Annotated in this window: 22 protein-coding genes; 16 read left to right on the top strand and 6 right to left on the bottom strand. The window is 71.1% G+C overall.

The window, feature by feature from the left end:
• The first annotated feature begins 129 nt into the window (after positions 1 to 129).
• Both IPH07_16120 and IPH07_16115 read left to right on the top strand, forming a co-directional pair.
• Positions 130 to 2076 carry a polysaccharide biosynthesis protein gene (locus IPH07_16120; GenBank protein MBK6918920.1) on the top strand — a complete coding sequence of 649 codons (1947 nt, stop codon included), beginning with the start codon at positions 130 to 132 and terminating at the stop codon, positions 2074 to 2076.
• Positions 2076 to 3398, top strand: coding sequence for a glycosyltransferase family 4 protein (locus IPH07_16115; GenBank protein ID MBK6918919.1), 1323 nt, complete (start codon positions 2076 to 2078; stop codon positions 3396 to 3398). Before IPH07_16120 ends, IPH07_16115 begins: the two co-directional genes overlap by 1 nt.
• Before the next feature lie 10 nt (positions 3399 to 3408).
• Here the strand turns inward: IPH07_16115 and IPH07_16110 are convergent, their stop codons facing one another.
• Together IPH07_16110 and IPH07_16105 are read right to left on the bottom strand one after the other, a co-directional pair.
• A complete protein-coding gene (locus IPH07_16110) occupies positions 3409 to 4344 on the bottom strand; it encodes a hypothetical protein (GenBank protein ID MBK6918918.1) in 936 nt (311 codons plus the stop codon).
• 67 nt (positions 4345 to 4411) lie between these two features.
• Positions 4412 to 5062: a PDZ domain-containing protein gene (locus tag IPH07_16105; GenBank protein MBK6918917.1), complete on the bottom strand. Its 651-nt coding sequence runs from the start codon at positions 5060 to 5062 to the stop codon at positions 4412 to 4414.
• A gap of 299 nt (positions 5063 to 5361) precedes the next feature.
• On the opposite strand from IPH07_16105, the gene IPH07_16100 reads away from it, so the two are divergent.
• A complete protein-coding gene (locus IPH07_16100; GenBank protein ID MBK6918916.1) occupies positions 5362 to 6447 on the top strand; it encodes a VWA domain-containing protein in 1086 nt (361 codons plus the stop codon).
• Positions 6448 to 6474: 27 nt separating this feature from the next.
• Here IPH07_16100 and IPH07_16095 read toward each other — a convergent pair whose 3' ends face one another.
• Positions 6475 to 7857, bottom strand: coding sequence for a VCBS repeat-containing protein (locus tag IPH07_16095; protein MBK6918915.1), 1383 nt, complete (start codon positions 7855 to 7857; stop codon positions 6475 to 6477).
• A gap of 144 nt (positions 7858 to 8001) precedes the next feature.
• On the opposite strand from IPH07_16095, the gene IPH07_16090 reads away from it, so the two are divergent.
• Both IPH07_16090 and IPH07_16085 read left to right on the top strand, forming a co-directional pair.
• Positions 8002 to 9030 carry a hypothetical protein gene (locus tag IPH07_16090; protein ID MBK6918914.1) on the top strand — a complete coding sequence of 343 codons (1029 nt, stop codon included), beginning with the start codon at positions 8002 to 8004 and terminating at the stop codon, positions 9028 to 9030.
• Positions 9031 to 9229: 199 nt separating this feature from the next.
• Entirely contained in the window at positions 9230 to 9982 is a 753-nt protein-coding gene (locus IPH07_16085; protein MBK6918913.1) for a class I SAM-dependent methyltransferase, read from the top strand.
• 12 nt (positions 9983 to 9994) lie between these two features.
• Here the strand turns inward: IPH07_16085 and IPH07_16080 are convergent, their stop codons facing one another.
• The 3 genes from IPH07_16080 to IPH07_16070 all read right to left on the bottom strand — a co-directional run bounded on the left by IPH07_16080 (position 9995) and on the right by IPH07_16070 (position 11879).
• Positions 9995 to 10630: a hypothetical protein gene (locus IPH07_16080; GenBank protein MBK6918912.1), complete on the bottom strand. Its 636-nt coding sequence runs from the start codon at positions 10628 to 10630 to the stop codon at positions 9995 to 9997.
• Between the two features lie 126 nt (positions 10631 to 10756).
• Complete coding sequence (locus IPH07_16075; protein ID MBK6918911.1) at positions 10757 to 11137, bottom strand: hypothetical protein; 381 nt, start codon at positions 11135 to 11137, stop codon at positions 10757 to 10759.
• Between the two features lie 52 nt (positions 11138 to 11189).
• The gene (locus tag IPH07_16070; protein MBK6918910.1) at positions 11190 to 11879 is read right to left on the bottom strand and encodes a hypothetical protein; all 690 of its coding nucleotides are present in this window, start codon (positions 11877 to 11879) and stop codon (positions 11190 to 11192) included.
• 398 nt (positions 11880 to 12277) lie between these two features.
• Between IPH07_16070 and IPH07_16065 the strand changes: the two genes are divergently transcribed.
• The 11 genes from IPH07_16065 to nrfD all read left to right on the top strand — a co-directional run bounded on the left by IPH07_16065 (position 12278) and on the right by nrfD (position 25651).
• Positions 12278 to 13924: a hypothetical protein gene (locus IPH07_16065; GenBank protein ID MBK6918909.1), complete on the top strand. Its 1647-nt coding sequence runs from the start codon at positions 12278 to 12280 to the stop codon at positions 13922 to 13924.
• 160 nt (positions 13925 to 14084) lie between these two features.
• Positions 14085 to 15530: a cation:proton antiporter gene (locus IPH07_16060; protein ID MBK6918908.1), complete on the top strand. Its 1446-nt coding sequence runs from the start codon at positions 14085 to 14087 to the stop codon at positions 15528 to 15530.
• Between the two features lie 124 nt (positions 15531 to 15654).
• Positions 15655 to 15945: a rhodanese-like domain-containing protein gene (locus tag IPH07_16055; protein MBK6918907.1), complete on the top strand. Its 291-nt coding sequence runs from the start codon at positions 15655 to 15657 to the stop codon at positions 15943 to 15945.
• Positions 15946 to 16089: 144 nt separating this feature from the next.
• The gene (locus IPH07_16050) at positions 16090 to 16551 is read left to right on the top strand and encodes a hypothetical protein (protein MBK6918906.1); all 462 of its coding nucleotides are present in this window, start codon (positions 16090 to 16092) and stop codon (positions 16549 to 16551) included.
• A complete protein-coding gene (locus IPH07_16045) occupies positions 16548 to 17456 on the top strand; it encodes a COX15/CtaA family protein (GenBank protein MBK6918905.1) in 909 nt (302 codons plus the stop codon). The genes IPH07_16050 and IPH07_16045 overlap by 4 nt, the downstream gene beginning before the upstream one ends.
• Positions 17453 to 18319 carry a protoheme IX farnesyltransferase gene (gene cyoE / locus IPH07_16040; protein ID MBK6918904.1) on the top strand — a complete coding sequence of 289 codons (867 nt, stop codon included), beginning with the start codon at positions 17453 to 17455 and terminating at the stop codon, positions 18317 to 18319. Before IPH07_16045 ends, cyoE begins: the two co-directional genes overlap by 4 nt.
• Before the next feature lie 31 nt (positions 18320 to 18350).
• Entirely contained in the window at positions 18351 to 19034 is a 684-nt protein-coding gene (locus IPH07_16035) for an SCO family protein (GenBank protein MBK6918903.1), read from the top strand.
• Between the two features lie 11 nt (positions 19035 to 19045).
• Positions 19046 to 19459: a cytochrome c gene (locus tag IPH07_16030; protein ID MBK6918902.1), complete on the top strand. Its 414-nt coding sequence runs from the start codon at positions 19046 to 19048 to the stop codon at positions 19457 to 19459.
• Positions 19460 to 19830: 371 nt separating this feature from the next.
• On the top strand, positions 19831 to 20478 hold the full coding sequence (locus IPH07_16025) for a cytochrome c3 family protein (GenBank protein MBK6918901.1): 648 nt from the start codon (positions 19831 to 19833) through the stop codon (positions 20476 to 20478).
• The gene (locus IPH07_16020; GenBank protein MBK6918900.1) at positions 20475 to 23726 is read left to right on the top strand and encodes a 4Fe-4S dicluster domain-containing protein; all 3252 of its coding nucleotides are present in this window, start codon (positions 20475 to 20477) and stop codon (positions 23724 to 23726) included. The genes IPH07_16025 and IPH07_16020 overlap by 4 nt, the downstream gene beginning before the upstream one ends.
• On the top strand, positions 23723 to 25651 hold the full coding sequence (nrfD, locus tag IPH07_16015; GenBank protein MBK6918899.1) for a polysulfide reductase NrfD: 1929 nt from the start codon (positions 23723 to 23725) through the stop codon (positions 25649 to 25651). The genes IPH07_16020 and nrfD overlap by 4 nt, the downstream gene beginning before the upstream one ends.

The following is a 25651-nucleotide window of genomic DNA, read 5'->3' as shown; positions in this document are numbered from 1 at the left end:
TTGCTGCCCTCGACGCGGGTCATTACGTCTGCGGAGGCCCCTCTCGAACTCTGAGCATCGAATCGCATGCCGACTCCGCCAGATACGTGTCCTCCCCCGCAGGGTCCCGCAAGGGGCTCGAACCGATCCATGAGCGCTTTCTCGATGCGCGCACTCGAATGGCTGCGACCGTCGCGGTGGCCGAGCGCGCCGAACCATCGTCGCGTGCTGCGTGATCTCGCGGATGCCTCGTTGATCGCCGTCAGCCTCGCGGCGGCCTACGTGGTGCGCTTCGAGTCGTTCGCCGTCGATCGCTGGCTGTCCGGTTGGTCGACGATGGTGGTGCCGATGGTGGCGCTGCGCCTCGGCACTGCGCGGCTGCTCGGGGTCCACCTGGCGAGCTGGCGGCTGTTCGGCGTCCGAGAGGCCGAGCGGCTGGCGCTGTCGGTGGGTGCCGCGTCGCTCATCATGTTGATGGCCCGCCTGATGTGGCCCGCTCTGGGGGTGCCGCTCGGCGTGCTCGGACTCGAGGGCCTCTTCACGATGGGCGCCAGCTGGGGCGTGCGCACCCTCGTCCGCGCGCTCGACGAGGCCGAGTCGCGCGCACAGATCCACGCCGCTACGGCCACGCGGAAGCGGGCGCTGCTGGTCGGGGCCGATCGCGACGGGCAGCTGGCCGCCGAGGCGCTGCGGGCCAGCCCCGCGGCGGCGCTCGAGGTGGTCGGCTTCCTCGACGACGCACCAGCGCGCACCGGTCAGCGCATCGCCGGCGTGCCGGTGCTCGGGCGCATCGACGAGGCCGCCGCGGTCGCGCGGCGAACCGGCGCCGAGCTGCTGGTGTTGACCATGCCGTCGGCCACGCGCGCGCAACGTCGCGAGGTCGTCGAGCGCTGCCGCGACACCGGACTCGCGCTGCGCACCGTGCCGGCCTACTGGGAGCTGGTCGACGGCGCGGTCGAGGTCGCGGCGGTGCGATCGATCCGCATCGAGGATCTCCTGGGCCGCGAGGTCGTGGGCAAGAACCCCGCCGCGCTGGCCGCAGCGCTGGCCGCCTACCGCGGGCGCCGCATCCTCGTGACCGGTGCGGGTGGCTCGATCGGTTCGGAGCTGTGCCGACAGCTGGCCAAGCTCGAGCCGGCCGCGCTGGTCTTGCTCGAGTACTCCGAGAACAACCTCTTCGACATCGAGGCCGAGCTGCGGCCCCAGCTCGGTGGCCGCGCGGTGCCGGCACTGGTCGACATCCGTGACGCCGAGGCGGTGGGCCGAATCTTCGCCAAGCACCAGCCCGAGGTGGTCTTCCACGCGGCCGCCTACAAGCACGTGCCGATGATGGAGCTGCATCCCTGCGATGCAGTGGCCAACAACGTCGGCGGCACGCGCACCATCGTCGAGGCCGCGCAACACCACGGGGTGGGGCGCTTCGTGATGGTCTCGACCGACAAGGCGGTCAACCCCACCAACGTGATGGGCGCGACCAAGCGGGCCGGCGAGATGATCGTGCAGTCGCGGGCCCGCACCGGCGCCACCAAGATGTGCTGCGTGCGCTTCGGCAACGTGCTCGGCTCACGGGGCTCGGTGCTGCACACGTTCCAGAAGCAGATCGAGCGCGGTGGGCCGGTCACGGTCACGCACCCCGACATCACGCGCTACTTCATGACCATCCCGGAGGCGGTGCGGCTGGTGCTGCAGGCCGGCGCCGCGGGCGGGCAGGGCGAGGTGTTCCTGCTCGACATGGGCGAGCCCGTGCGCATCGCCGACATGGCCGCGCACATGATCCGCCTGGCCGGTCGTCGCGAGGACGAGGTCGCGATCGAGTTCTGCGGGCTTCGTCCGGGCGAGAAGCTGCACGAGGAGCTGGCCCACAACGGCGAGGACGTGGTGCCGAGCGGCATGGACGGCATCAACGTGGTCGCGCCCGAGCTGCTCGACGCGCCGACCATCCTACCGTGGGTCGCGCGGCTCGAACGTGCCGCGCGCCAGCGCGACGTCGGGGCGGTGCGGCAGCTGTTGGCGCTCGGCACCGGCTACCGCCGCGAGGCCGCGCCCCAGGTCGAGCTCGACGGCGAGGGCATCCCCGAGATCGCGAAGGCCAGCTGATGCGCATCCTCTACCTCCACCAGTACTTCGTGCCGCCCGACGCCAGCGGTGGCACGCGCTCCTACGAGCAGGCCCGTCGATTGGTCGCCCGCGGCCACGAGGTCACGATGGTCACGTCGAACGCGATGATGCCGGCCCGCTGGCGCGGCCTCGATCGCGTGACCCATACCGAGCTCGACGGCATCCGACTGGTCGTGCTCCCGGTCGCGTACGAGAACCGCATGGACTACCGCGCCCGTATGGCCGCGTTCGCGCGCTTCGCCGCCGGCGCGACGCAGGTCGCGATGCGACACCGCAGCGACGTGGTGTTCGCGACCAGCACGCCGCTGACCATCGCGTTGCCGGGACTGGTGGCGAGCTTCGGCCGCCGCGTGCCGATGGTGTTCGAGGTCCGCGATCTGTGGCCCGAGCTGCCGATCGCGATGGGCGCGCTCTCGCATCCGCTCGCCAAGCTCGCAGCGCGCGGGCTCGAGTGGGCCGCCTACCACGGTGCCGCCCATGTGGTGGCGTTGTCGCCGGCGATCGCCGACGGCGTCGCGCAGCGCGGCATTCCTCGCGATCGCATCACGGTGATCCCGAACGCCTGCGACCTCGCGGCGTTCTCGGCGGCCGAGGCCGCGGCGCCGGCGATCCGCACGCGCTACCTCGGCGACTTCGACCCCGCGCGACCGCTGGTCTTGTACGGCGGGACCTTCGGCGCCATCAACGACGTCGCGTGGATGGCCGACGTCGCCGCGGCCGCCGCTGCGCGCGGCTCCGATCTCCAGTTCGCGATGGTCGGCGACGGCGCCGGCCGCGACGCGTTGCTGCAGCGCGCGCGGGCCCATGGTGTGCTCGATCGGAGCCTGCGGGTGCTGCCGCCGGTGCCCAAGCGCGAGATGCCGGGACTGCTCGGCTGCGCGACCGTGGCGAGCTCACTGTTCTTGCCGCTGCCCGAGATGCGGGCCAACAGCGCCAACAAGTTCTTCGACGCGTTGGCGGCCGCGCGCCCGTTGGCGATCAACTACGAGGGCTGGCACGCCGAGCTGGTGACGCGCAGTGAGGCCGGCATCGCGATGCCGTACCACGACGCGGCCGCCGCCGCCGGCATGCTCGACGCGTTCGCCCACGATGGCCCTCGCCTGGCGCGGGCACGACACGCCAGCGCTGCGCTCGCGCGCGCGTCGTTCGATCGCGACATGCTGGCGACCACCCTCGAAGAGGTGTTGCTGCGCGCTGCGGCCGGCTCGCCGCTGCCGTCGCGTGCACCGGTACGTAGCGCGCGAGCGGCGACGAACCCAGCACCCGGCATGGCGGCCGTGCACACGGTGCCGTCCGGGTAGGCGCGCGCGATCACTTCGGCGGCGCGGCTGCGGGGCGCTGTGCGGCTCGTCGCAGCACCGCGAGCACCGCGTCGGCCCCCGTGACCGCGTCGCTCATCGAGAGCTCGGTCGCGAGGCCGTCGTCGAGCAACGTGCCGCGGACGGCGTGGCGGTGGGTGTGACCGTCCATCACGAGGCCGAGCGTCAGGCTCAGCACGGTGCCGACCCTTGGCGCCGGCTCGCTGCCGGTGACGTCCGGTTGCTCGAGCATGTGCGCGCGCTCGAGCGCGTGGCGTAGCTCGGTGCGCTCGGCCGCCGTGAGCGTGCGCCGCTCGACGACCGGCGGCTCGGCCTGGGCGCCCTTGGCGGTCTGCTCCCAGTGCAGCTCGTCGTCGATCACGAGCGCGACGATGCGGGTGGTTCGCGCGTCCTTGCTGCGCTCCTGCTCGGTGCGCTCGATGCGGAGCTCGAAGCTCGCGCCGCTGTGACCGATGTCGGTCGGACACTGGGTGACGCAGCGCTGCGCGACGCACCGCGGCGAGACCCCGCACGCCGGCGGCGCGGACGGCAGCGGTGGCGGCGGACACTTGATGGTGCGGCATGCGGCCGCGACCTGGTGGCGACTGGCCCAAGCGTCGTAGCCGGTCGACACCGCGCGCAGCGATCGCGGGTCGCGGCAGCAGCCGCCGCGATCGAGCACGGTGTTGCCGCGACAGCCGGCGTCGTTGGTGCACGCGAGCGGATCCGGGGCGTCGTCGTTGACGAACAGCCCGTGGGCGTCGAGGTGACCGTCGGGGACCACCGCGGGCTTGGTCGGGGCGGTCACGGCGGGGTCGGGTACGTCCGACGGCGTCGCAGCTGGCGTGGGCGTCGCGGTCGCGGTGGTGGCTGCGGCCGGCGTCGCAGGCGGGTCGCGGTCACAGCCGAGCAGGAGCAGGGCGAGCACGGGCACGATCGCGGGGCGCATGCGGGGCGAGGATGACACCGCGGTGCGCAGGCGTGGAGCCCAAAACGTGGGGACGGGGCGAGCTCGATCAACCAGCCTTCGGACAGCGCAGCTCTCGACGCACCGGCTTGCCGTCACGCTCGAGCTCGAGCACCACGTGGGCATCCGAGCGCACCTCGTCGAGCAGCGCCGTATCGGGGGGGTTGCCGATGGGCTTGCCGTTCATGCGCAGCACGAGGTCTGCCGGCTGCAGCCCCATTGCGTGCGCGGTGCTGCCCTCGCGCACCGACTCGATGCGCCAGTGGGTGACGCCGGCGTGGGACTCGGGCGTGACGGACAGCTGCGCGGCGACCAGCAGCGGGTTGCCGAGCAGTGCCTCGAAGTCGGCGCGTGGCATCGTGCAGACCGAGCCGTCGCAGGTGATGTCGGCGGCTTCCTGCGGCGCCGCGATCGCTCGCGCGGCGGCGGCGGCCTCGACGGTGCCGTCGGCGATCACCTCGATCTGCTTCTCGACCTCGGCGTTGGTCTTCTCCGCCGCCTGCTCGAGCTCGTTGCCGGCCTGGGCGAGGTCGCGCTCCTGCACCGCGGCGGCGGCCTGCTCGAGGTCGAGCTGGGCGCCCTCGGTGCAACCCACGAGACCGACGAGCAGGCATGCCACCGCGCGGACGCGCAGGGCGGCGCGAACCGGTCGGGGCTCGGCGCACGCACGGGCGACCTCGACGTGATGTAGGGCGAGCACGTCGCCCTACACTTCAAGCCGTGTGCCACAGCGCGGGCCCAACGATCGCGACGCGGGGTCGCGCTGCGTGCGAGCGCAGGGCCGCGATGGGCCCTGGCGCACGTGACAGCGCGGATCCATCGATGGCGTTCGCGGAGCCTCGACGGGCGTCGCCGAGCCTCGACGGCCATCGCGGAGAATAGACGGTCGGATGCGCTACGATCACGGCGCTCGGATCTCGCGCGACGGTGTTCCACGTGCGCGGCGGTTCGGGGTTCCCCGCGTGCATCGCCGCGTCGTTCGACCTAAGCTCTCTCCACATGGACGCGCGGATGGGCAACGTCGCACGGGGGGTGCTGACGATGGTGGTGTTGTCGCTGGGGTGCGGACGCGAGAGTCCGCCGGCCAGTGACGGGGACAGTAGCTCGGCCGGGGTCGGCATCGATCCCTCGCTCGGCGAGGGTCCGCGCCTCGACATGGGCGTGGGCACGGCTGCGACGATGGTGACGGTCGCCGAGGGCGGCAGCGACGGCTGCACGCAGGTGCAGGTCTCGGTCGATCCCGTGATCCCGACGATCGTGCTGCTGGTCGATCAATCGAGCAGCATGACCGAGGACTTCAGCGGACAGCAGCGCTGGAACGCGCTGTACGACACGCTCATGGGCGCGAACGGCACGGTGATGGCGCTGCAGTCGAACGTTCGCTTCGGGCTCGCGCTCTACTCGAGCGAGGACGGCAACGACGGACCGACTTGCCCCATGCTCACCGAGGTACCTCCGGCGCTCGACAACTACGACGCGATCGATGCCGTCTACGGCCCGGCCTCGCCGATCGACGAGACCCCGACCGGTGAGTCGCACGCGCTGGTGGCGGCCGAGCTGTTGGCGTTCAACGAGCCCGGGCCGAAGGCGATCGTCGTCGCGACCGACGGCGAGCCCGACACCTGCGCCGAGCCCAACCCGCAGAATGGCCAGCCCGAGGTGATCACCAGCGTGCAGAACGCGTTCGGCGACGGTATCGAGACCTTCGTGATCAGCGTCGGCACCGAGGTCGGTCAGCAGCACCTGCAGCAGGTCGCCAACGCAGGCGTCGGCAAGCCGGTCGACGATCCCAGCCCGGCGCCGTTCTACGTGGCGCTCGACGCCGGCGATCTCGTCGATGCGTTCCACGAGATCATCGGCGGCTTCATCAGCTGCGAGCTGTCGATCGACGGCATCGTCGATCTCGCGCAGGAGTGCGAGGGCACGGTGCTGCTGGACGGCGTCGAGCTGTCGTGCCCGGTCGACTGGCACCTGCTCGACGAGTCGACGCTCGAGCTGCTCGGTGACGCCTGCACGCAGTGGAAGGACGGCGAGCACCATGCACTCGACGCCTCGTGGCCGTGCGGTGCTGTGATGATCCCCTGAGCTCGCGCGAGCCAGCGCCCGAGCGCGCTACGGATCGGCCGGCACCAACACGACGGTGCTGGTCCCCAGCGCGACGATGTCGAACAGGCAGTCGCCGACCACGTGGGCGAGCGCGACGCCCTGCGGTGCCTCGGACAGCACGATCGGCGTGGGCGCGCCGATCTTGCCGTTCTGCTGCGGGTAGACCTGGATCCGCTGGAAGCCCACGTCGGAGACCACGAGGTCGGCGTCGCCGTCGCGGTCGACATCGCCGATCGCAACGCCCATGTCGCGCAGGTTGGTCGTGCCCAGCACGCTGCCTACGGCGAGCGTCTGCGCGAAGGTGTCGTAGACCACGGCCGTCACGGTGCCGCGTCCGGCGAGCGCGACGTCGGGCACGCCGTCATCGTCGAGATCGCCCAGCTCGAGGCGGTACGCACCCGGGGTCACCGTGGTGACGGTGCTGAAGTCGGGCACGAAGGTGTCGTCGGGCGGCGCGAACGACAGCGTGCCGTCGGCGAGGATCACCACCAGTCCGGGCGCTGCGAGGTCCGGATCCACCAGTGGGCGCATGTCGACCACGCTGGCGGTGCCAGGGATCTGGAAGTCCGCGGCGCCGCCGACCCACGCGCCGTCCTGGTCCTCCAACACGGTGACCCACGCGCCGTCGCTGGCGTCGTCGAACTCGCCGGCGACGAGCAACTCGGGCGCACCGTCGCCTTGGAGATCGACGATGCGCACGGTCTCGGCGCCGAGGCCGACGTCGATCGGCTCGGTGGTCGTCGCCAACGCACCCGCGCCGTTGCCATAGAAGATCCACACCTGCGGGTCGAACCCACCGATCGCGAGATCGGCCAGGCCGTCGGCGTTGAGGTCACCCGCGTCGATCGACCACATGCCCGTGCCCGCGCTCTCGGTCAGCACGGTCGCGGGATCGAGCCCGGTGCTGCTGCCGGGGTAGACCCACACGCCGTCGTCGCCGTCGATGGTCGCGATGTCGGCGTGGCCGTCGTCGTCGAAGTCGGCGATCGCGGCGCGACCGAGCGGGTCGCCACCGGCGTTCTCGGGCTGCGCGGGGCCCCAGCACTGCTCGCCCGGCACCGAGATCTGGTCGCCGCAGTGCGCGTCGCCCATCGCTGCGCACGCACCCTCGCCGCCGGTGCTGCCGGAATCGGCACCCGTGTCGCTGCCCCCGCTGCTGCCGCTGCCGCTGCCGTCGGATGGGCCGGTGGCGCCCTCGGAGGAGCCGCTACCGTCGTCGGAGCTGGCGGTGCCGTCGACGCTCGACGACACGCCCGTCGATGGCTCCCCGGTCAGCGAGGCCGACGCGGTGGTTTCGCCCTCGTCGCCACCCTCGTCGTCGGCGTTGTCGGCCTCGGAGAAACACCCCGCCGACAGCGAGACCACGATCGCCCAGGCCCTGTGCGCCACGGTCCAGGGGGACGTGCACGTGCGCGAGTGGTTGCGCCGACGCGTCGCCGCGGGCCCGTGCGCAACGTCATCGAACTCCCCGGTGGTGCGCGTTCTCGCCATCGTCGTCGGCGACTCCAGCACGAGTGTACACTGCCCGTCACGATGCCGAAGCTGCACGCGAAACCACCGACGTGCGCCGCCGTGCTCGGCGCGTGTCTCTTGCTCGCGAGCGCGTGCGGCGGTTCGGCGTCGCCGCAGGGCGAGGACGAGGGCTCGAGCGCCGGCGAAGACGCCAGCGGCACCGAGGCCGGCACCAGCACGGCGGGCGGCGGCCCGGGTGGCAGCGAGGCCGCGGCCTCCGACGACGGCACCGACGACGGCGGCTCCGACAGCACCGGTGGTGCCATGGTGCCGCAGCCGACCATGTTGCCGACGCCGACCGGGGTGTGCCCGACGATGCTCGACGGCGACGTCGAGTTCGCGCCCGCCGGCATCGCGCCGCGGACGGTGCGGCTGTGGATCTCCGACGCCGCGCAGGACCAGGCCGGTCCGCTGGTGCTGTACTGGCACGGCACCGGCAGCCAGCCGCTCGAGGCCACCTACGGCCTCGGCAACGCGTACGTCGAGCAGGTCGTCGCGCAGGGCGGCATCGTCGCGGCGCCGACCCACGATCCCGCGGCCGGGCAGTTCCCATGGTTCCTGGTGCTCGGCAGCCAGGAGGACGACCTGATCCTCGCCGATGAGATCGTCGCGTGCGCGATCGAGCAGACCGCGGTCGACGTCTCGCGCATCCACACCATCGGGATGAGTGCGGGCGGCCTGCAGTCGGCGCAGATGAGCTGGCGTCGTTCGGGCTACATCGCGAGCGCGGTGACCTACTCGGGCGGCTTCGTCGGCAGCGCGCCGGCCGACCAGGACCCCAGCAATCCGCTGGCGGCGATGATCTTCCACGGCGGCGAGAGCGACGTGGTGATCATCAGCTTCCAACAGGCCAGCGAGAACTACCTCGCCGCGCTGACACAGGCTGGTCGCTTCGGCTTCGTCTGCGACCATGGCATGGGCCACTCGATCCCGCAGGGCGACGCGCAGGCGAGCGTGTGGACGTTCTTCCGCGATCACCCGTGGGGCACCAAGCCCTCGCCGTATGCCGGCGGCCTGCCGGACGGCTTCCCCGAGTACTGCGCGTTGTGACCGGCGCGTGCCGGGCGGTGCTGCGCGACGGCATCACATCCCGCGCGCGCATTCGCGAGCTGCGCTCGTCCGAGACGGCGCGCGAACGCGGCATGACGGACGATATCGCTGCCGCGCGAGCTTGATCACGGCGCGCCCGCGATGGGTGCGGTACGGCAGGAGCATGAGCAACGCTGCCCTGCGTGCGCCGCGATCCGCGATGCACCGCTACCACATCAGCTTCCCCGCCGTCGATCCGCACCAGCTGGATCAGGACGAGGCCTACTTCACGCTGACCGATGCGTCGGGTCGAGAACGTCGCGTGCGCTTCCACGACTACGACGCGCTGTACGAGCTGCCGGGGCTCTACGAACAGCTCTTCTACGACCGCTTGAAGTGCACCTCGCCGCAGCGGGTGGTGGCGATCCTCCGCCACGCCCTGCAATCGGAGCCGTGGCGGTTCAGCGAGCTGCGCGTGCTCGATCTCGGTGCCGGCAACGGCATGGTCGGCGAGGAGCTCCAGCACCAGGGCGTCGCGCGCATCGTCGGCTGCGACATCCTGCCGGCCGCCCGCCTCGCGGCGCTGCGCGATCGACCGGGCGTGTACGACGAGTACTACGACCTCGACCTCACCGCCGCGACCGCTCTGCAGCGCCGCGAGCTCGAGAGCTGGAACTTCAACTGCCTGGTGTCGGTGGCCGCGCTCGGCTTCGGTGACATCCCGGTGCAGGCGTTCCGCGAGGCCTACAACCTGGTCGAGGACGGTGGCTGGGTCGCCTTCAACATCAAGCAGAGCTTCTTCGACGATCGCGACACCAGCGGCTTCTCGGTGTTCATCAAGCAGCTGATCTTCTCCGGCCACCTCGAGCTTCACCACGTCGAGCGCTACCGTCATCGCCTGTCGATCGACGGCCGGCCGCTCTACTACTTCGGCATCGCGGGTCGCAAGCGCAGCGCGATCCCACCGGGCTAGTACCTCGAGGTACTAGGGGCAGCGTGGGGCGTCGAACTCGACCTCGGCGCCGCCGGAGAACAGCTCGAGATCGGTGAGGCGGCCGGACACGATCGTGTCATCGATCGCCGTGATCTCGAAGTTGCCGATGAGGCTGCCACCACCGAAGCTGCAGTCGCTGCTGCCGGGCGAGGTCTCGACGAAGCCACCGCGGTGGTCGGCGAGCGACCCGGTGGCACCGACGAACTGCTCGGCCAGCGGCAGGCGGAACCCGACCGACCACCCGCCGCAGGTCGGCAGCCCGCCGTACGGGTCCGCGCACGACTGCGGGAAGTTGCCCGACTGGATCTCGAGCGTGTCGGGGGCATCGAGGGCGTCGAGCTCGCCGCTCTCGCCACCGCTGCCGATCGACGTGTTCGCGCCGGTGTCCGAGCCACCCGTGCTCGGCAGATCACCGACGAGGATCGCCATGTCGTCCTGCATCCCGGGCATGTTGGTGTCGCCGCTGCTGGAGCTGGCGACGGTGGCGTCCGATGAGCTCGAACCCGGACGATCGTCCGTCGTCGTCACCGCCGTGGTGCTGCCGTCGTAGGCGCCGAGGTCGACCTGCACGCCGCAGGCTGCGAGCCCGCCCAGCAGCGACGCACCGAGCCCGAACCCGCGCGACATCCCCGTCATCATGCCTGAAGCCACCCGCTGTACCATGGCCGCCCGCCGGGGGGTTTCGTGGCGGGGGCCGCTAGGAGTCGCGGCCATGACGGCGTTCTGACCCATCACAATCGCTGTGTCGAGGTACTAGTCGTGCAGCGCGCCGGTGACCTCGAACCACGTCTCGAAGTTGCGGCCACAGGGGCTGCAGCGCGCGAGCACGCGGCGCAGGCGGCGGGGAACGCCGCGGTCGTCGTCGACCAGTGCGGCGCCGTGCTCGACGACGTGCACGTGGCCGCCGCAGCGCGGACACGGCGTCCGCACCACGCGGGGTTCGATCACCGCCGCAGAGTCGACCGCGATCGCGCTGTCGGGGGCACCGCCCTCGCGGGCCCGCAGCGCGCGCTGGTCGGCGGCCGCAGCCAGGCTCGGCGCCCGCAGCTGTCGGTGACGCGCCACGCCGAGCGCGACGATCCGTGCGAGCACCGCGAGCACGGCGAAGGCGAGCAGCGCGAGCACGGGATCCACGGGTGACGCTCGGACGTTGGAGCAGCGGTGGGGCGACGCGGCGAGCGACGGCTCACCCGCGCGCACCACCCACGGGGGGCGCAGATGTCGATGCCGGTGCGGCCGTGGGCATGTCGCCGTCGATCGCGAAGGCCTCGTAGCGCTCGACCACGTGCATGGCCCCGCCGGGGAAGTCGACCACCTGCTCGCGCACGTGCGGGACCCCGACGGCGTCGAGCTCGAGCACTGCGGACCCGACCCGCTGTCCGTCGACCGCGATCTCGAACCCGAGTGCGTCGTCGGAATCGTCGCGTGCGCGCGCGTGGGCGGTGGTCGTCACCCACTCGTCGACACCGCCGTCGGCGTGGTCGGGCGGGCGCGCCGACCACAGCCGCGCGATGTTGTGCAGCACGCCCATGCGCGTGAGCCCGAGGAGCACCGCGGGGCCCAGCTCCGGCGCGCACGGCAGCTCGAAGCGGCCCTTGCCCGCGGTGCCGCGCATCGTCGTGCCGTCGCACTCGAAGTGCACCTCGCCGACGGCGCCCGCGAAGGTGCCACCGGCGGCCAGCAGGATGCGACCGCTGCGATCGAGGGACAGCACGCCGCGCAGCGTGGTGTCACCGGCGGCGCCGGCTCCGTCGATGCTGGCGCTGATCTCGAACTCGACGTGCACCGCGGTCGCGTCGAGCAGCCGTGCTTCGAGGGCCTGCATGCGCGCGGCCGGGTCGAGCTGCGTCGGCGCGTTCGGCAGGGGCGCGACCACCTCGGTCGCAGCCGGGGGCGTGGGGGTGGTCGCGGCCTGGGGGCGGCACGCGCATGCACAGACGACGACCCATGCGCAACGGCTCGCGGCGCTTCGCAGGCAGGTGCGCATCGTCCCGCCCGCGATGGTCGAGCCGGCGGTGGCGGCTGTCAATCCGCCAAGCGCGTCGTGAATTCGGTGATACTGCGGCTCGCCCGTCGATGCCGCCGTCGCTCGCCATGTTGCTCGCGTTCGCCGTTGCGGGGCCCGCCGTGGCCACGGCGTCGACGCCGACGACGTCATCATCCTCGACGCCGTCGCAGCCACCCCCCGCAGCATCCGCGAGCGCGCCGTCGCAGCTGCCCCCGCCGCCATCCGCGAGCGCGCCGTCGCAGCTGCCCCCGCCACCAACCGCGAGCGTGCCGTCGCAGCTGCCCGCGGCACCACCGGCGACGCCCTCGTCACCGGCGACGACCTCGTCGCAGCTGCCCCCGCCACCGCCGGTCACCGGCCCGACCGCGGCACCCTCGTCGGCGATGCCGCCGGCGGCCGTGCCCACGACCCCGAGCGCGCCGCTCGGCGCGGCGACCGACGGCACCCTCGAGGCGCCCACCACCGCCGATGAGCCCGCGATCGAGATCGTGCCCGATCTCGGCACCGCACCCGTGCCGCCGCCCGTGGTGCTGCCGCTGCCGGCGACGCCACCGGTGGTCGACGCCGAGCAGGACCCGGGCGACGCCGAGCGATTGCGGGCCTATCTCGAGTCGTTGCTCGAGCCCAGCTCTTCGCAGCCCGAGGTCGCCAGCGCCGATCGGCCCTGGTTCGCCGTCAAGGTGCTCATCGGCCTCCTGCTGCTGCTGGTGCTCGCGTACCTCGGTGGGCACCCGGTCGTGCATCGGCTGGAGCGACGGCTCGGGGTCTCACGCGTGGTCGCGGCCGGCTTCCCGTTCCTCGCGCTGGGCCTGCTGTCGCATCGCTGGGAGGTGCTCACCGACGATGTGCTCGGGCACCTGCGTCCGATCCTCCACCTCGCCCTGGGATGGATCGGCCTCGTCATCGGCATGCGCATCGAGCTGTCGAAGCTCGCCGGGCTGCCGCGTGGCACCGTCACCATCATCGGCGTCGGCACCGGCATCCCGCTGGGCATGATCGTCGCCGGCTGCACCGCGGTGCTGATGATCGCACGGCTGCTCGCCGGCCAGCCGATGCTCGACGTGCTGATCGTCCGCGACGCGCTGTTGCTCGGCGCCGCCGGTGCGATCGCGGCCGATACCGAGACCCTGCGCTACGGCGCGCGCCGGGCCACCCGCGAGGCCCGCCGCGCGCTGGTGTTGCTGGCCAACCTCGACGAACTCGCGGCCCTGGTCGGGCTCGCGTTCCTGAACGCCTACTTCCGGCCCAGCGGTGCGAGCGTGACGTGGCAGCTGCCCCACACCGCATGGTTGTTCGTGACGTTCGGACTGGGCCTGGTGGTCGGCGTGGTGATCTACGCGATCCTGCGGCTGCCGGCGTCGCGCACCGAGTCGGTCGCGTTGCTGCTGGGTTCGGTGGCGTTCGCAGCCGGCATCGCCAGCGAGCTGTACCTCTCGCCACTGGTGGTGTGCTTCATCGTCGGCATGCTGCTCACGAATTTCCCGGGCGACTACAAGGCGCGCCTCGTCGACAATCTCGCGCGGCTCGAGATGCCGATCTACTTGGTGTTCCTGATCGTCGCCGGCGCGATGTGGCGGCCGACCACGCTCGGGTGGCTCGCGATGGTCGTGCTGCTGGTCGCGCGCTACGTCGGTCGCTGGCTCGGCGGGCGCGTGGTGTGGCGCAAGGTCGACGCCGAGCTGCCGGCCGACGCACGGCGCTCGTTGGTGTTCGCGCCGATGGGCACGTTGCCGATCGCGGTGGCCGTGAATGCGGCGCTGCTCTACCCCGACGGTGAGCTGCCGACGATCCTCACGGCGACGATCGGTGGCGCCATCCTCTGCGAGATTGCGCTGTCGCTGCTGTGGCGCAGTGACGAGCCGATCGGCGCGCAGGCCGGGCAGGCCCACCCGCGCGTGGAGGAAAGCGCGTGAGGGCGAGGGTGAGCATCCGGCGGAGCATCTGGGCCTGCGACGTGCGGTTCGCCGCCACGCCGCCGGTGGCGACGGGCGCGGGGCCATCGCCGCCCCGCGGGCGCGCGCGTGGGGGGCGTGAACCATGCGGATCTTGATCCTCTTTGCGGTCGTGGGCCTCATGGTCGCGGCGCGCAGCTTCGAGGTCACCGGCTTGTCGATCGGTTCGACGACGGCGCTCACGATCGGCTTCCTGCTGCTGGTGGCGTACCTGACGGGCTGGCTGGCCAAGGAGCTGCATCTGCCGAAGCTCACCGGCTACCTGCTCGCGGGTGTCATCGCGGGCGACTCCGTGATGGCGCTGGTGCCGGCGTCGTCGAGCGGTGACCTCAAGATCTTCACCGGCGTCGCGGTGTCGCTGATCGCGTTGACGGCCGGCACCGAGCTCGAGATGCGCAAGATGCGACCGCTGCTGCGGACCATCGGCCTGCTGTCGCTCATCGCCGGACTCGGCACCATCTTGGTGCTCGCCGCCGCGGTGCTCGTGCTGCGGCCGTGGCTGCCGTTCATGGCCGAGCTCGACACCACCGGCGCGATCGCGATGGCGGCGGTGCTCGGCGTGGTGCTGTCGGCGAACTCACCGGCGGTGGTGGTGGCGCTGCGCACCGAGATGAACGCCGACGGTCCGCTGTGCCGCACCGTGCTCGGCACGGTCGTGATGGGGGACCTGGTCGTCATCCTCGCGTTCGCCGGCGTCGGTGCCGTGGCTGCGCCGTACCTCGGCAGCGCGTCGGAACAGGGCGCGATCATGCACCTGATGTGGCACATCGGTGGTTCGCTGGTGGTCGGTGCCGCGATCGCCGTGGTGCTGTGGTCGTACTTCCGCTTCGTGGGTCAGGGCTCACCGCTGTTCGTCGTCGTGATCGCGTTCGTGGTCGCCGAGGTGGGCCAGCGGATCGGCCTCGATCCACTCTTGGTCTCGCTGTCGGCGGGCATCCTGCTGCGCAACCTCACCGGCTTCGGCGATGCGCTGCACGAGGCGATCGAGGGCTCCTCGCTGCCGGTGTACCTGGTGTTCTTCGCGGCCGCCGGCGCCTCGATCCACATCGACGTGTTGCGCCTGGTCGGGCTGCCGGCGCTGGCGCTCGCGGCCGTGCGGGCCGGCTCGTACCTGCTGACCTCGCGCGCCGCGGCCACGCTCGCGGGCGCCGAGTCGGCGGTGCGCCGCTACGTCGGCGTGGGCCTGCTGCCGCAGGCGGGCCTGGCCCTCGCGCTCGGACTCGTGATGGTGAAGGCGTTCCCGGCGGTGGGGGAGGGCGCGGGCACGCTGGTGCTCGGGGTCGTCGCGCTCAACGAGCTCGTGATGCCGGTGGCGTACCGTCGTGCGCTCGCACGCTCGGGCGAAGCGGGGCGCGCGGCGCCCGACGTGAGCGCGGCGTACCCGATCGTGCCGCCGTCGTCGTCGCTCGAGTCGATGTCGGGGCCGGTGAGCCTGGACCACGCATCGGCCTCGAACGCCGCGCTCGCCCACGCGGCCCTGGCCAGCGCGGCCACGCCCGTCCCGGCCGCCGCCGCGGCACCAGCCGAGCTCGTGCGCACCGGCGACACGCAGCCACCGGGGTGGTGAGCCCGCATGGGCGAACGATCCGCGCGTGCATTCGCGGCGACGCTGTGGCAGCTTCGCGGACGCCATGCGCCTGTTGTTCATGATCGCGGGGTTCGCCCTCGCGTGGATGATGTTCCGCCTGTGGATGCGACGCGGCCGCGTGCGCCCGCGAGAGGCGCGCGAGTTGGTGCGCGCCGGGGCCTTGCTGGTCGACGTGCGCTCACCGCAGGAGTTCGCGCAGGGCCACATCGAAGGGGCCCAGAACATGCCGCTGCCGCGCCTGTCCCAGGACCTCGAGGCCAACGGCGCGCGCGGACGTCCGATCGTGGTCTACTGCCGCAGCGGCATGCGCAGTCGTCTGGCGGCCCAGCGGTTGCGGCAGGCCGGCTTCGCGCAGGTGCACGATCTCGGGCCCGCCACTGCGTGGCCCGGCTGACCGAATCGCGCCCACGCCTCGCCGATCCCGTCGTGCGCGCGTGCGCGTGGTCGCTGCGGTATTGCCGGATGGCGGCCGTCCCGCCCTCGTCGCGTGCGGGTTGTAACGTTGACCGTTCGGCGACCGGGGCGTAGCTTCCCGGCCGTGCCGACCCCGGCCGAGTACGACCGCTCTGGACCGAGTCTGCGCCTGGTTGCAGGCTCGATCGCAGCGCTGGCGATCGTGCTCGGCGTGCTGGCGTACTGGCGCTACACCGTGTCCGAGCGCCACTTCGCCACCGCGCTCGCGCAGATGGACGCGGTCGCCCCGACCCTCGACACCGAGGGCTGCGTCACCGAGGTGCTCACGTGGCACCGCACCTGCGAGGCCAACAAGCCCCTGTGCGACGACGGCGTGCCGCGCGTGATGACGCACTGCCTGATGGGCGCCGACCGGGCCGAGTACTGCAAGGGCCTCGATCTGAGCTCGGCCAAGGCGCAGTGGGTGTTCGAGAAGTGCCGCGTGCGCGGCAACGAGTGTACGAACCGCAAGTCGTGTGCGTGCGCAGATGCCTACCGCGCCATCGACAGCTTCTGCCGCCACGAACAGAAGGGAGTCGCGCTGTGAAACCGCTGCGTCTCGCGCTCGCCACCGCGATTGCGACCTGGATCCTCCTGCTCATCGGTGGGCTCGTGAACCCGATGGGCGCGTCGATGGCGTGCCCGGACTGGTACTTCATCCCGACCTGCAACGGCGAGCTGTTGCCCGAGATGAAGGGCGGCGTGCTGTACGAGCACGGCCACCGTCTGTGGGCCTCGTGGGTCGGCATCCTCACGCTCGCGCTGGCGATCGTCACGTGGAAGAGCAAGCACGCCGACGCCACCGCCAAGCGCTACGCCGTGGTCGCCTTGCTGCTGGTCTGCGTGCAGGGGGCGCTCGGCGGCATCACCGTCAAGCTCAACCTCTCGAGCGCGGTGTCGACGCTGCACCTGTCGACCGCGATGGCGTTCTTCCTGCTGCTCATCGCGCTGGTGGTGCGGTTGCTGCCAGGCGATCGTGCGGTCGGTTCGAAGCCGAGCGAGCGCGGCCTGGTGCTCGCCGCGACCGTCGCCGTGTTCGCGCAGATCATGCTGGGTGGGCTCGTGCGCCACCTCGGTGCCGGCCTCATCTGTGGCGATGACATCATCGGATGCGGCCCGGGCGGTTGGACCAAGCAGCCGCTCGCGCACCTGCACATGACCCATCGCTTCGTGGCCTACGCCCTGGTGCCGCTGGTGCTGCTCGCCGCCCGCCACGCCGGACGCCAAGCCGCCGCCGTCGGTAACATCGCGGCCGCTCGGATCGCCAGGTGGCCAGCCGTGCTCATCGCCGTGCAGATCGGACTCGGCCTCGCGACCATCGCGAGCGGACGCAGTGCGGCGATCGTCACGTTCCACACCGGCGTGGGGGCACTGGTGCTGGCGAGCCTGTGGACCTGCTGGCTGCTGCTCGGTCGCACCGCGGCGCGCAGCGAGTCGGGGAGGGGTCGATGAGCGGCTCGCGGGATCCCCTGCGCGCGCTGTGGGCCCTCACCAAGCCCAGCGTCACACGCATGTGCGTGCTGACGACCCTCGGCGGGTTGATGCTCGCGCCCGGGCGCGTCTCGTGGGTGACCGGCGCGTGCGCGCTGTTCGGCACCGCGGCCGCGGTCGGTGGCGCCAACGCGTTCAACATGTGGTGGGAGCGCGACGCCGACGCGAAGATGTCGCGCACCCGCCGACGACCGCTGCCGGCACGCGTGCTGCCGCCCACGATCGCGCTGCGCTTCGCGTGGCTGCTCTCGGTGGTGGCGATCGCGGTGCTGTGGCTCGGTACCAACCTGCTGACGGCGCTGCTCGCCGCGGGGGCGATCGCGTCGTACGTGCTGGTCTACACCCCGCTCAAGTACCGCACGCCGGCTGCGCTGGTCATCGGGGCCATCCCTGGCGCCGCGCCGCCGCTGTTGGGCTGGACCGCGGTCACCAACTCGATCGACGCGCCCGCGCTGGTGCTCACCGCGATCCTCTTCCTGTGGCAGCTGCCCCACTTCATCGCGATCGCGCTGTACCGCGCCGACGACTACGCCAAGGCCGGCATCCGCGTGGTGCCGGTGGTGCGCGGCCCTGCGATTGCGAAGATCCAGGCGGTCGCGTGGAGCATGGTGTTGGTGCCGGTCTCGCTGCTGCTGGTGCCGATGGGCATCGCCGGTGACCACTACTTGCTGGCCGCGTTCGTGCTGGGCTCGGCGTTCCTCGGTTGGGCCTTCTCCGGGCTCGACGATCGCGCGGGTGTCCGCTGGGCCCGCGGCTACTTCTTCGCCTCGCTGGTGTACCTGCCAGCCCTCGTCATCGCGCTCGTCCTCGACGTGCGCGTCTAAGGGCCGCGCTCGGCCCGAACCGGGAACCGCCATGTCCACGACCCCGCCCGACTACCCCGCGCCGCCCCGGTTGGAGTGGCTGCGCAAGTACATCTGGGTGATCGGCGGCGTGATGGCGATCGTCACCATCACGGTCCTGCGCCCGCGCCTGCGCCACGTGCCCGACCCGCCGGCCAAGATGTTCCAGCTGCCGGCTGGCCTCGAGCTGGTCGACGAGCACGGCAAGCCGTTCTCGGTCGAGCGCATGCAGGGCAAGGTCTGGGTGGCCGGCTTCGTCTTCACCAGCTGCCCCAGCACCTGCCCGGCGGTGACCCGCGCGATGGCCGACCTGCGCGAACGCTTCGATCGCATGCAGGTCGACGTGGAGATGATCTCGTTCAGCGTCGACCCGGTGCGCGACACCCCCGCGGTGCTGCGCGAGTACGCCGAGCGCGTCGGCGTCTCGACCGAGCACTGGCACTTCGTCACCGGCGACCCCGCGACCGTGCGGGCGCTGGTGCGCGACGGCTTCAAGCTCGGCATCGGAGATCGCGAGCCCAAGGGCGACGCGGGCATGTATGACATCGCGCACTCGACCAAGCTCGCGCTGGTCGACGGCGACGGGGCCGTGCGGGGCTTCTATGACATCGAGCCCGACGCCGGACTCGACGAGATCTTCCACCGCTCGCAGCACGTCATCGCCGAGGCCATCGCGCTGCAGAAGGGGCGCACGTGAGGGCCGGGGGCATGGCGTCGTTGTTGGTGGCGTTGGCCGCCTGCGGCGAGTCGGCCCCCCGCTTCACGGCGCCCATGACCCTGGGTGGGGTCGAGGTCCCGGCCGCGGTGCTCGACGCCGGCGCACGGGTGTACGAGATGCGCTGCGCGAGCTGCCACGGCCCCGACGGCTCCGGCAACGGCAGCGCCGGCCGGGCGCTGAAGGTCCCGCCGCGTGACTTTCGCACGGCCGAGTTCCGCTACTCGTCGACGCCGGCGGGCGAGCTGCCGAGCGACGACGACCTCATGGCCACGGTCCGCGACGGCCGCATCGACAACGGCATGCCCGCGTGGAACACCCTCACGCCCGACGACCTGCACGCCGTCGTGCAGTACATCAAGACCTTCTCACCCCGGTGGGCGCAGGCGCCCTCGAGCGCGCCGTGACCGGGCAGCCGAGCCATGGGCGGGCCCCATCGGATGCCCATCGGATGCCGATCCGATGGTGGTCACGCAAGCCCTGCGAGGGTGTCGGATTCCCGGCGGTGTGGCGGTCGTCGATCTTCGAGCGTCCACCGTGTGGGAACCGTTGCGGGCGCGTGGCGCAATTGCTAGGGTCCGCGCCGGTGACGGCGGGTCCAACGCCCCGGTCGAAGCGCTCGCGAGCTGCTCGCTCGCGTGCGCAGCTCCGTGGCGTCGTCCCACTCCGATGTCTCCCCCCTCGATCGACACGCGGTCGATCGACTCCTACCGCTTCATCTGCGGCGACTCTTTGCCTACTCGCATGCACGTGCGAAGGGCAGCGAAGGTGAACTGACGTGCCGGCCACTTTTCCCCGTTGGACGAACAACGTTCCGATCGTCATCGGCCTCGTCGCACCGCTCATCGGTGCGGGGCTGATCTTCGCGGTCTGGTACTGGTTCTCGCCCTGGTACACCGACGTCGGCTATCGACCGGAGCAACCGATCCCGTACAGCCACAAGCTGCACGCCGGTGAGCTCGGCATCGACTGCCGCTATTGCCACAACACCGTCGAGAAGGCCGCCCACGCCGCGATCCCGCCGACGTCGACGTGCCTCAACTGCCACGACCTCGTGAAGACCGACAGCCCCCGGCTGGCGCTCCTGCGCGAGGCCGACGCGAACAAGATGCCGGTGCCGTGGATCCGCGTGCACCAGCTGCCGGACTACGCGTACTTCAACCACTCGCCGCACGTCGCGGCCGGCGTGGGCTGTGCGAGCTGCCACGGTCGCGTCGATCAGATGACGGTGGTCGAGATGGACAAGCCGCTGTCGATGGGCTGGTGCCTCGACTGTCACCGCGATCCGAAGCCGAACCTGCGGCCGCTCGATCAGGTCACCAACATGGCCTGGGACGCGAGCGAGACGCCCTACGATCCCGACCGCGACGCCAACCGCAAGCGCAAGGTCAATCCCCCCACGCACTGCTCGGGGTGTCACCGATGAGCACCGAAAAATTCTACGGAGCCACGTACTGGCGTTCGCTCGCGCAGCGCGAGCTCAGCCATGACCAGGCCGCCGACGGCTGGACGGAGTTCGATCCGACCCTCGCCGCCGAAGCGGCGCGCGGCCGCGGGCTACCCGTCGTCGGCGCCAAGCCGGTCCACGAGGACAACCCCGAGGAGATCACCCTCGAGCAGATGGTGCCGAACGACGGCGTCTCGCGCCGTCGCTTCTTCAGCGTCGTCGGGGCCTCGGCGGCGCTCGCCGGCGTCACCGGCTGCGTGCGCAAGCCGGTCGAGAACATCCTGACGTTCAACGATCGGCCCGAGGATCTCATCCCCGGCAAGCCGATGTTCTACGCCAGCGCGATCCAGCTCGGCGCCACGGTCGAAGGCATCGTGGTCGAGAGCCAGGACGGTCGCCCGACGAAGATCGAGGGCAACCCGAAGCACGGTGGGTCGCAGGGGGCGACCAGCGTGTGGACGCAGGCCGCGGTGCTCGACATCTATGATCCCGAGCGCACCCGCACCTCGCTCGACCGCACCACCGCCGGCACCGAGACCCCTGTCGATCTGCAGACGGCTCGCAACGCGCTCGGCAAGCTGCTCGAGGGCGCAGCGAAGTCCGGCGGCGAGGGCCTCGGTCTGGTGATGCGCTACCCGAGCTCGCCGACCCAGCGACACCAGCTCGAGCAGTTCGCCCAGCGGTTCCCGAAGGGCCGCGTGTTCGTCAGCGACGAGCTGGTGCCGTGGTCGGCGTTCGCGGCCGCCGAGCTGGTCGCCGGCGCGGGCGCGCGGGCCTGGCACACGCTGGCCAAGACCAGCATCGTGTTCGCGGCCGACAGCGACTTCCTCGGCGTCGACACCGACAGCGTTCGGCACGCACGCGAGTGGTCCAAGACCCGCCGCGTGGTCGGCCCGACCGACTTCATGTCGCGGCTGTACGTGGTCGAGCCGTCGCTGTCGGGCACCGGCGTGATGGCCGATCAGCGCCTGCGCGTGAAGGGCAGCCAGGTCGGCGAGGTCCTGCTCGCGCTGGCCCACGCGCTGTCGAAGTCGCCGGAGTTCAAGCTCCCGCCGGGCGCCAACCTCGATGGCCTGCCGCAGCCCAAGCTCGACGCGGCCCAGCAGCAGTTCGTCGACACGCTCGCCAAGGACCTCGGCTCGGCCGAGAACCGCGGCAAGAGTGCGGTGCTGGTCGGTCCGCGCCAGCCGGCGTGGGTGCACGTCATCGCGTTGCTCATCGACGTCGGCCTCGGCAACCAGCGCGTCGGCACCGTCACGCCCGAGCAGGTGCGGCCGGATCAGCCGACGCCGGGGAGCGGCAGCCTGCGCTGGCGCATCGACGGCTCCGCGCCGAAGACCGAGGATCTCGCTGCGCTCGCCGCTGCGCTCGGCAACGGCGGCATCAAGACGCTGCTGTGCCTCGAGGTCAACCCGGCCTACGAGGGCACCGGTGATCTCGGGCTCGCGAAGCTGCTGCCCAAGGCCACGATCGTGCACATGGGCCAGTACCGCGACGAGACCGCGCAGCTGGCCGCGTGGCACATCCCGACCTCGCACTTCCTCGAGGCCTGGGGCGACGTGGAGACCGTCGACGGCACGCTCAGCATCCAGCAGCCGCTCATCGATCCGCTGCACGACACCTACAGCACGACCGAGCTGCTCGGGTTCATCGCCACCGGCAAGATGATCGACGGCTACAGCCTGCTCAAGGGCTACTGGGGCGGCGCTGCAGGGGCGCAGTTCTCCGACCGCATCTGGCGGCAGTGGGTGCACGACGGCCTCGTCAGCGGCATCCCGCGCGAGCCCGGCATGCCCTCGCAGGAGGGCTGGGGCGCGGCCCTGGCCGCCGTCGGCCAGCGCGCGCCCGCCATCGGCGGACTCGAGATCGACTTCCATGTCGATCCGAAGGTGCTCGACGGTCGCATGGCCGGGAACGGCTGGCTGCAGGAGCTGCCCCACCCGATCTCGAAGCTCACGTGGGACAACGCGGTGTACCTGAGCGACGCGACCGCCAAGGAGCTCGGCGTCGGCAATCAAGACCGCGTCACGCTCACCGTCGACGGGCGCACGATCGAGGCGGCGCTGTGGATCCTGCCGGGGCAGGCCGACAACACCCTCTCGCTCAGCCTCGGCTACGGCCGTGTCGGTCACGCGGTCGCGCAGGGTGCTGGCTTCGACGCCAACCCGCTGCGCTCGGGCAAGGCGCCGTGGTTCGCCGCGGTCAACCTCGCCAAGGCCGGCGGCATGTACACCCTGGCCTCGACGCAGGACTACGGCACGATGAAGCCGCCGCCGAATCCGCTCGGCATCGACTTCCCCGAGCGTCCGATCGTGCTCGAGCACACCCGCACGCAGTTCCAGGCCGAGCCGAACTTCGTCGAGGCGGCCAACATGATGGAGCGCTCGCGGCTGCAGCACCTGTGGGACCCGCCGAAGTTCACCGGCAAGCAGCAGTGGGGCATGTCGATCGACCTCAACACCTGCACGGGCTGCAACGCCTGTGTGGTGGCGTGCCAGGCCGAGAACAACATCCCGGTGGTCGGCAAGGACATGGTGCTGCGCGCCCGCGAGATGCACTGGATGCGCATCGATCGCTACTTCCGCGGCGACGCCGACAACCCGACCGCGGTGGTGCAGCCGATGACCTGCCAGCACTGCGAGGCAGCGCCCTGCGAGACGGTGTGCCCGGTCGCCGCGACCACGCACTCGCCCGAGGGCCTCAACGACATGGCCTACAACCGCTGCATCGGCACCCGCTACTGCGGCAACAACTGCCCGTACAAGGTGCGGCGCTTCAACTACCTCGCGTTCAACCTCGATGTCCGCCCGGGTTCGATGTGGACCAACGACCCGGACGGCGCGTGGCTGCGACAGCTGCAGAAAAACCCCGATGTCTCGATCCGCTTCCGCGGCGTGATGGAGAAATGCACCTACTGCGTGCAGCGCATCAACGAGGCCAAGATCGAGGCCCACGTCGCCGGCCGCGACCTGGTCGAGGACGGTCGCATCCTGACCGCCTGCCAGCAGGTGTGCCCGACCGAGGCCATCGTCTTCGGTGACATCCGCGACCCCGACAGCAAGGTCAGCAAGGCCAAGCGATCGCCGCGCGACTACCAGGTGTTGCGCGACCTCAACAACCACCCGCGCACGAGCTACCTCGCGCGCATCCGCAATCCCCACCCGGACGCCGAGCCCAAGGCCGCGGCGCCCGCGGGCGCGCACCACGAGGGGGGACACGGGACATGAGCCACTACGTCCAAAGCCAACACGAGCACGATCAGGACCCGCTCGAAGGTCGCACCGCGCTCATCCAGGGCGGGCCGTCGTTCCACGAGGTGACCGAGATGGTCGCCGCGCCGATCGACAACCCGAACAAGGCCTGGTGGATCTTCTTCATGTTCTCGCTCGGCCTGCTCGGGGTGTTCGGCATCTCGATTGCGTGGCTGCTGTGGGAAGGCGTCGGCATCTGGGGTCACAACAACCCCGTGATGTGGGCGTGGCCTATCGTCACCTTCGTGTTCTGGGTCGGCATCGGCCACGCAGGCACGCTGATCTCCGCGATCCTCTTCCTGTTCCGACAGAAGTGGCGCACGTCGATCAACCGGTACGCCGAGGCGATGACGATCTTCGCCGTCATCTGCGCGCTGATGTTCCCGACCATCCACGTCGGTCGCGTGTGGCTGCTCTACTGGGCGCTGCCGCTGCCGAACCAGATGGAGATGTGGCCGAACTTCCGCAGCCCGCTGCTGTGGGACGTGTTCGCGGTCTCCACCTACTTCACGGTCTCGCTGCTGTTCTGGTACGTGGGCCTCATCCCCGACCTCGCGACCATGCGCGACCGCGCCAAGACCCGCATCCGGCAGGTCGTGTACGGCATCTTCGCGCTGGGCTGGCGCGGCTCCCATCGCCACTGGGTGAACTACGAGTCGGCCTACCTGCTGCTGGCCGCGATGGCCACGCCGCTGGTGCTCTCGGTGCACTCCATCGTGTCGTTCGACTTCGCGGTCAGCCAGCTGCCGGGCTGGCACACCACGATCTTCCCGCCGTACTTCGTCGCGGGCGCCATCTTCTCCGGATTCGGCATGGTGCTGACCCTGCTCGTGCCGCTGCGCAAGTGGTTCAAGCTCGAGCAGATCATCACCATCAAGCACCTCGAGAACATGGCGAAGATCATCCTGCTGACGGGCTGCATCGTCGGCTACGCCTACGGGCTGGAGTTCTTCATCGCGTGGTACTCGGGCAACCCGCTCGAGACCTTCGCGTTCGTGAATCGCGCGTTCGGCGATTACTCCTGGGCCTACTGGATCATGATGAGCTGCAACGTCATCACGCCGCAGGTCATCTGGTTCAAGAAGATCCGTCGCAGTCCGCTGGCGCTGTTCATCCTGTCGATCTTCGTGAACATCGGCATGTGGTTCGAGCGCTTCGTCATCGTGGTGACCTCGCTGCACCACGACTTCCTGCCCTCGTCGTGGGACTACTTCACCCCGACGGTTTGGGACTGGAGCACGTTCGTCGGTAGCTTCGGCCTGTTCTTCACGCTGTTCTGCCTGTTCGCGCGCTACATGCCGGCGATCGCCATCGCGGAGGTCAAGGGCGTGATGCCGCAGGCCAGCCCGCACTACGCCGGCCACCACCGGGCCAAGCCCGCCGACGCCGTGTCGGCGCGCCCGGCCGGTTCACACGGCCGCAGCGGCGTGATGGACTCCGTCCACGACGACGACGACGACGACGACAGCGGCGCCAGCAAGTCGGCGAAGGTCGTCGTCGGCGGCGGACTCGGTGCGGTTGCGCCGGCCCGCGACGGCGAGGGCATCGCCGACGTACCGACCAAGGTCGAGCCAGCCCCGGTCGCGGCGACGCCGGAACCGAAGCCAGAACCGAAGCCAGAACCGAAGCCGGAAGCCAAGGTCACCGTCCCCGACGTCCCGACCGTCGAGCCCGTCAAGGCCGAGGCGCCGAAGATCGACGTCCCCGAGGTGCCCAAGGTCGAGCCCGCCAAGGCCGAGGCCCCCGCGCCCGCCGTCGCGCCCACGGCCACGACCGCCAAGCCCGACGAGGCGAAGGCCGACGCCGACAAGCCGCAGGAGAAGGTCGACACCGACTTCCTCTTCGCGCCGCCCAAGCCCAAAGACGGTGACGCCGGCGGCGATGCCGGGAGCAAGGAGTAA

It is taken from the genome of Deltaproteobacteria bacterium, from assembly GCA_016709225.1.
In the GTDB taxonomy this organism is placed as follows: domain Bacteria; phylum Myxococcota_A; class Polyangia; order Nannocystales; family Nannocystaceae; genus Xiheibacterium; species Xiheibacterium phototrophicum.
This window is presented reverse-complemented; position numbering and strand designations above follow the sequence as displayed.

Bases quoted from the DNA above. Each gene is read 5' to 3' on its own strand.
- IPH07_16120 (MBK6918920.1), top strand. From the start codon at position 130: ATGAGCGCTTTCTCGATGCGCGCACTCGAATGGCTGCGACCGTCGCGG.
- IPH07_16115 (MBK6918919.1), top strand. From the start codon at position 2,076: ATGCGCATCCTCTACCTCCACCAGTACTTCGTGCCGCCCGACGCCAGC.
- IPH07_16110 (MBK6918918.1), bottom strand. From the start codon at position 4,344: ATGCGCCCCGCGATCGTGCCCGTGCTCGCCCTGCTCCTGCTCGGCTGT.
- IPH07_16100 (MBK6918916.1), top strand. From the start codon at position 5,362: ATGGACGCGCGGATGGGCAACGTCGCACGGGGGGTGCTGACGATGGTG.
- IPH07_16090 (MBK6918914.1), top strand. From the start codon at position 8,002: ATGCCGAAGCTGCACGCGAAACCACCGACGTGCGCCGCCGTGCTCGGC.
- IPH07_16085 (MBK6918913.1), top strand. From the start codon at position 9,230: ATGCACCGCTACCACATCAGCTTCCCCGCCGTCGATCCGCACCAGCTG.
- IPH07_16080 (MBK6918912.1), bottom strand. From the start codon at position 10,630: ATGTCGCGCGGGTTCGGGCTCGGTGCGTCGCTGCTGGGCGGGCTCGCA.
- IPH07_16060 (MBK6918908.1), top strand. From the start codon at position 14,085: ATGGTCGCGGCGCGCAGCTTCGAGGTCACCGGCTTGTCGATCGGTTCG.
- IPH07_16055 (MBK6918907.1), top strand. From the start codon at position 15,655: ATGCGACGCGGCCGCGTGCGCCCGCGAGAGGCGCGCGAGTTGGTGCGC.
- cyoE (MBK6918904.1), top strand. From the start codon at position 17,453: ATGAGCGGCTCGCGGGATCCCCTGCGCGCGCTGTGGGCCCTCACCAAG.
- IPH07_16035 (MBK6918903.1), top strand. From the start codon at position 18,351: ATGTCCACGACCCCGCCCGACTACCCCGCGCCGCCCCGGTTGGAGTGG.
- IPH07_16030 (MBK6918902.1), top strand. From the start codon at position 19,046: ATGGCGTCGTTGTTGGTGGCGTTGGCCGCCTGCGGCGAGTCGGCCCCC.
- IPH07_16020 (MBK6918900.1), top strand. From the start codon at position 20,475: ATGAGCACCGAAAAATTCTACGGAGCCACGTACTGGCGTTCGCTCGCG.
- nrfD (MBK6918899.1), top strand. From the start codon at position 23,723: ATGAGCCACTACGTCCAAAGCCAACACGAGCACGATCAGGACCCGCTC.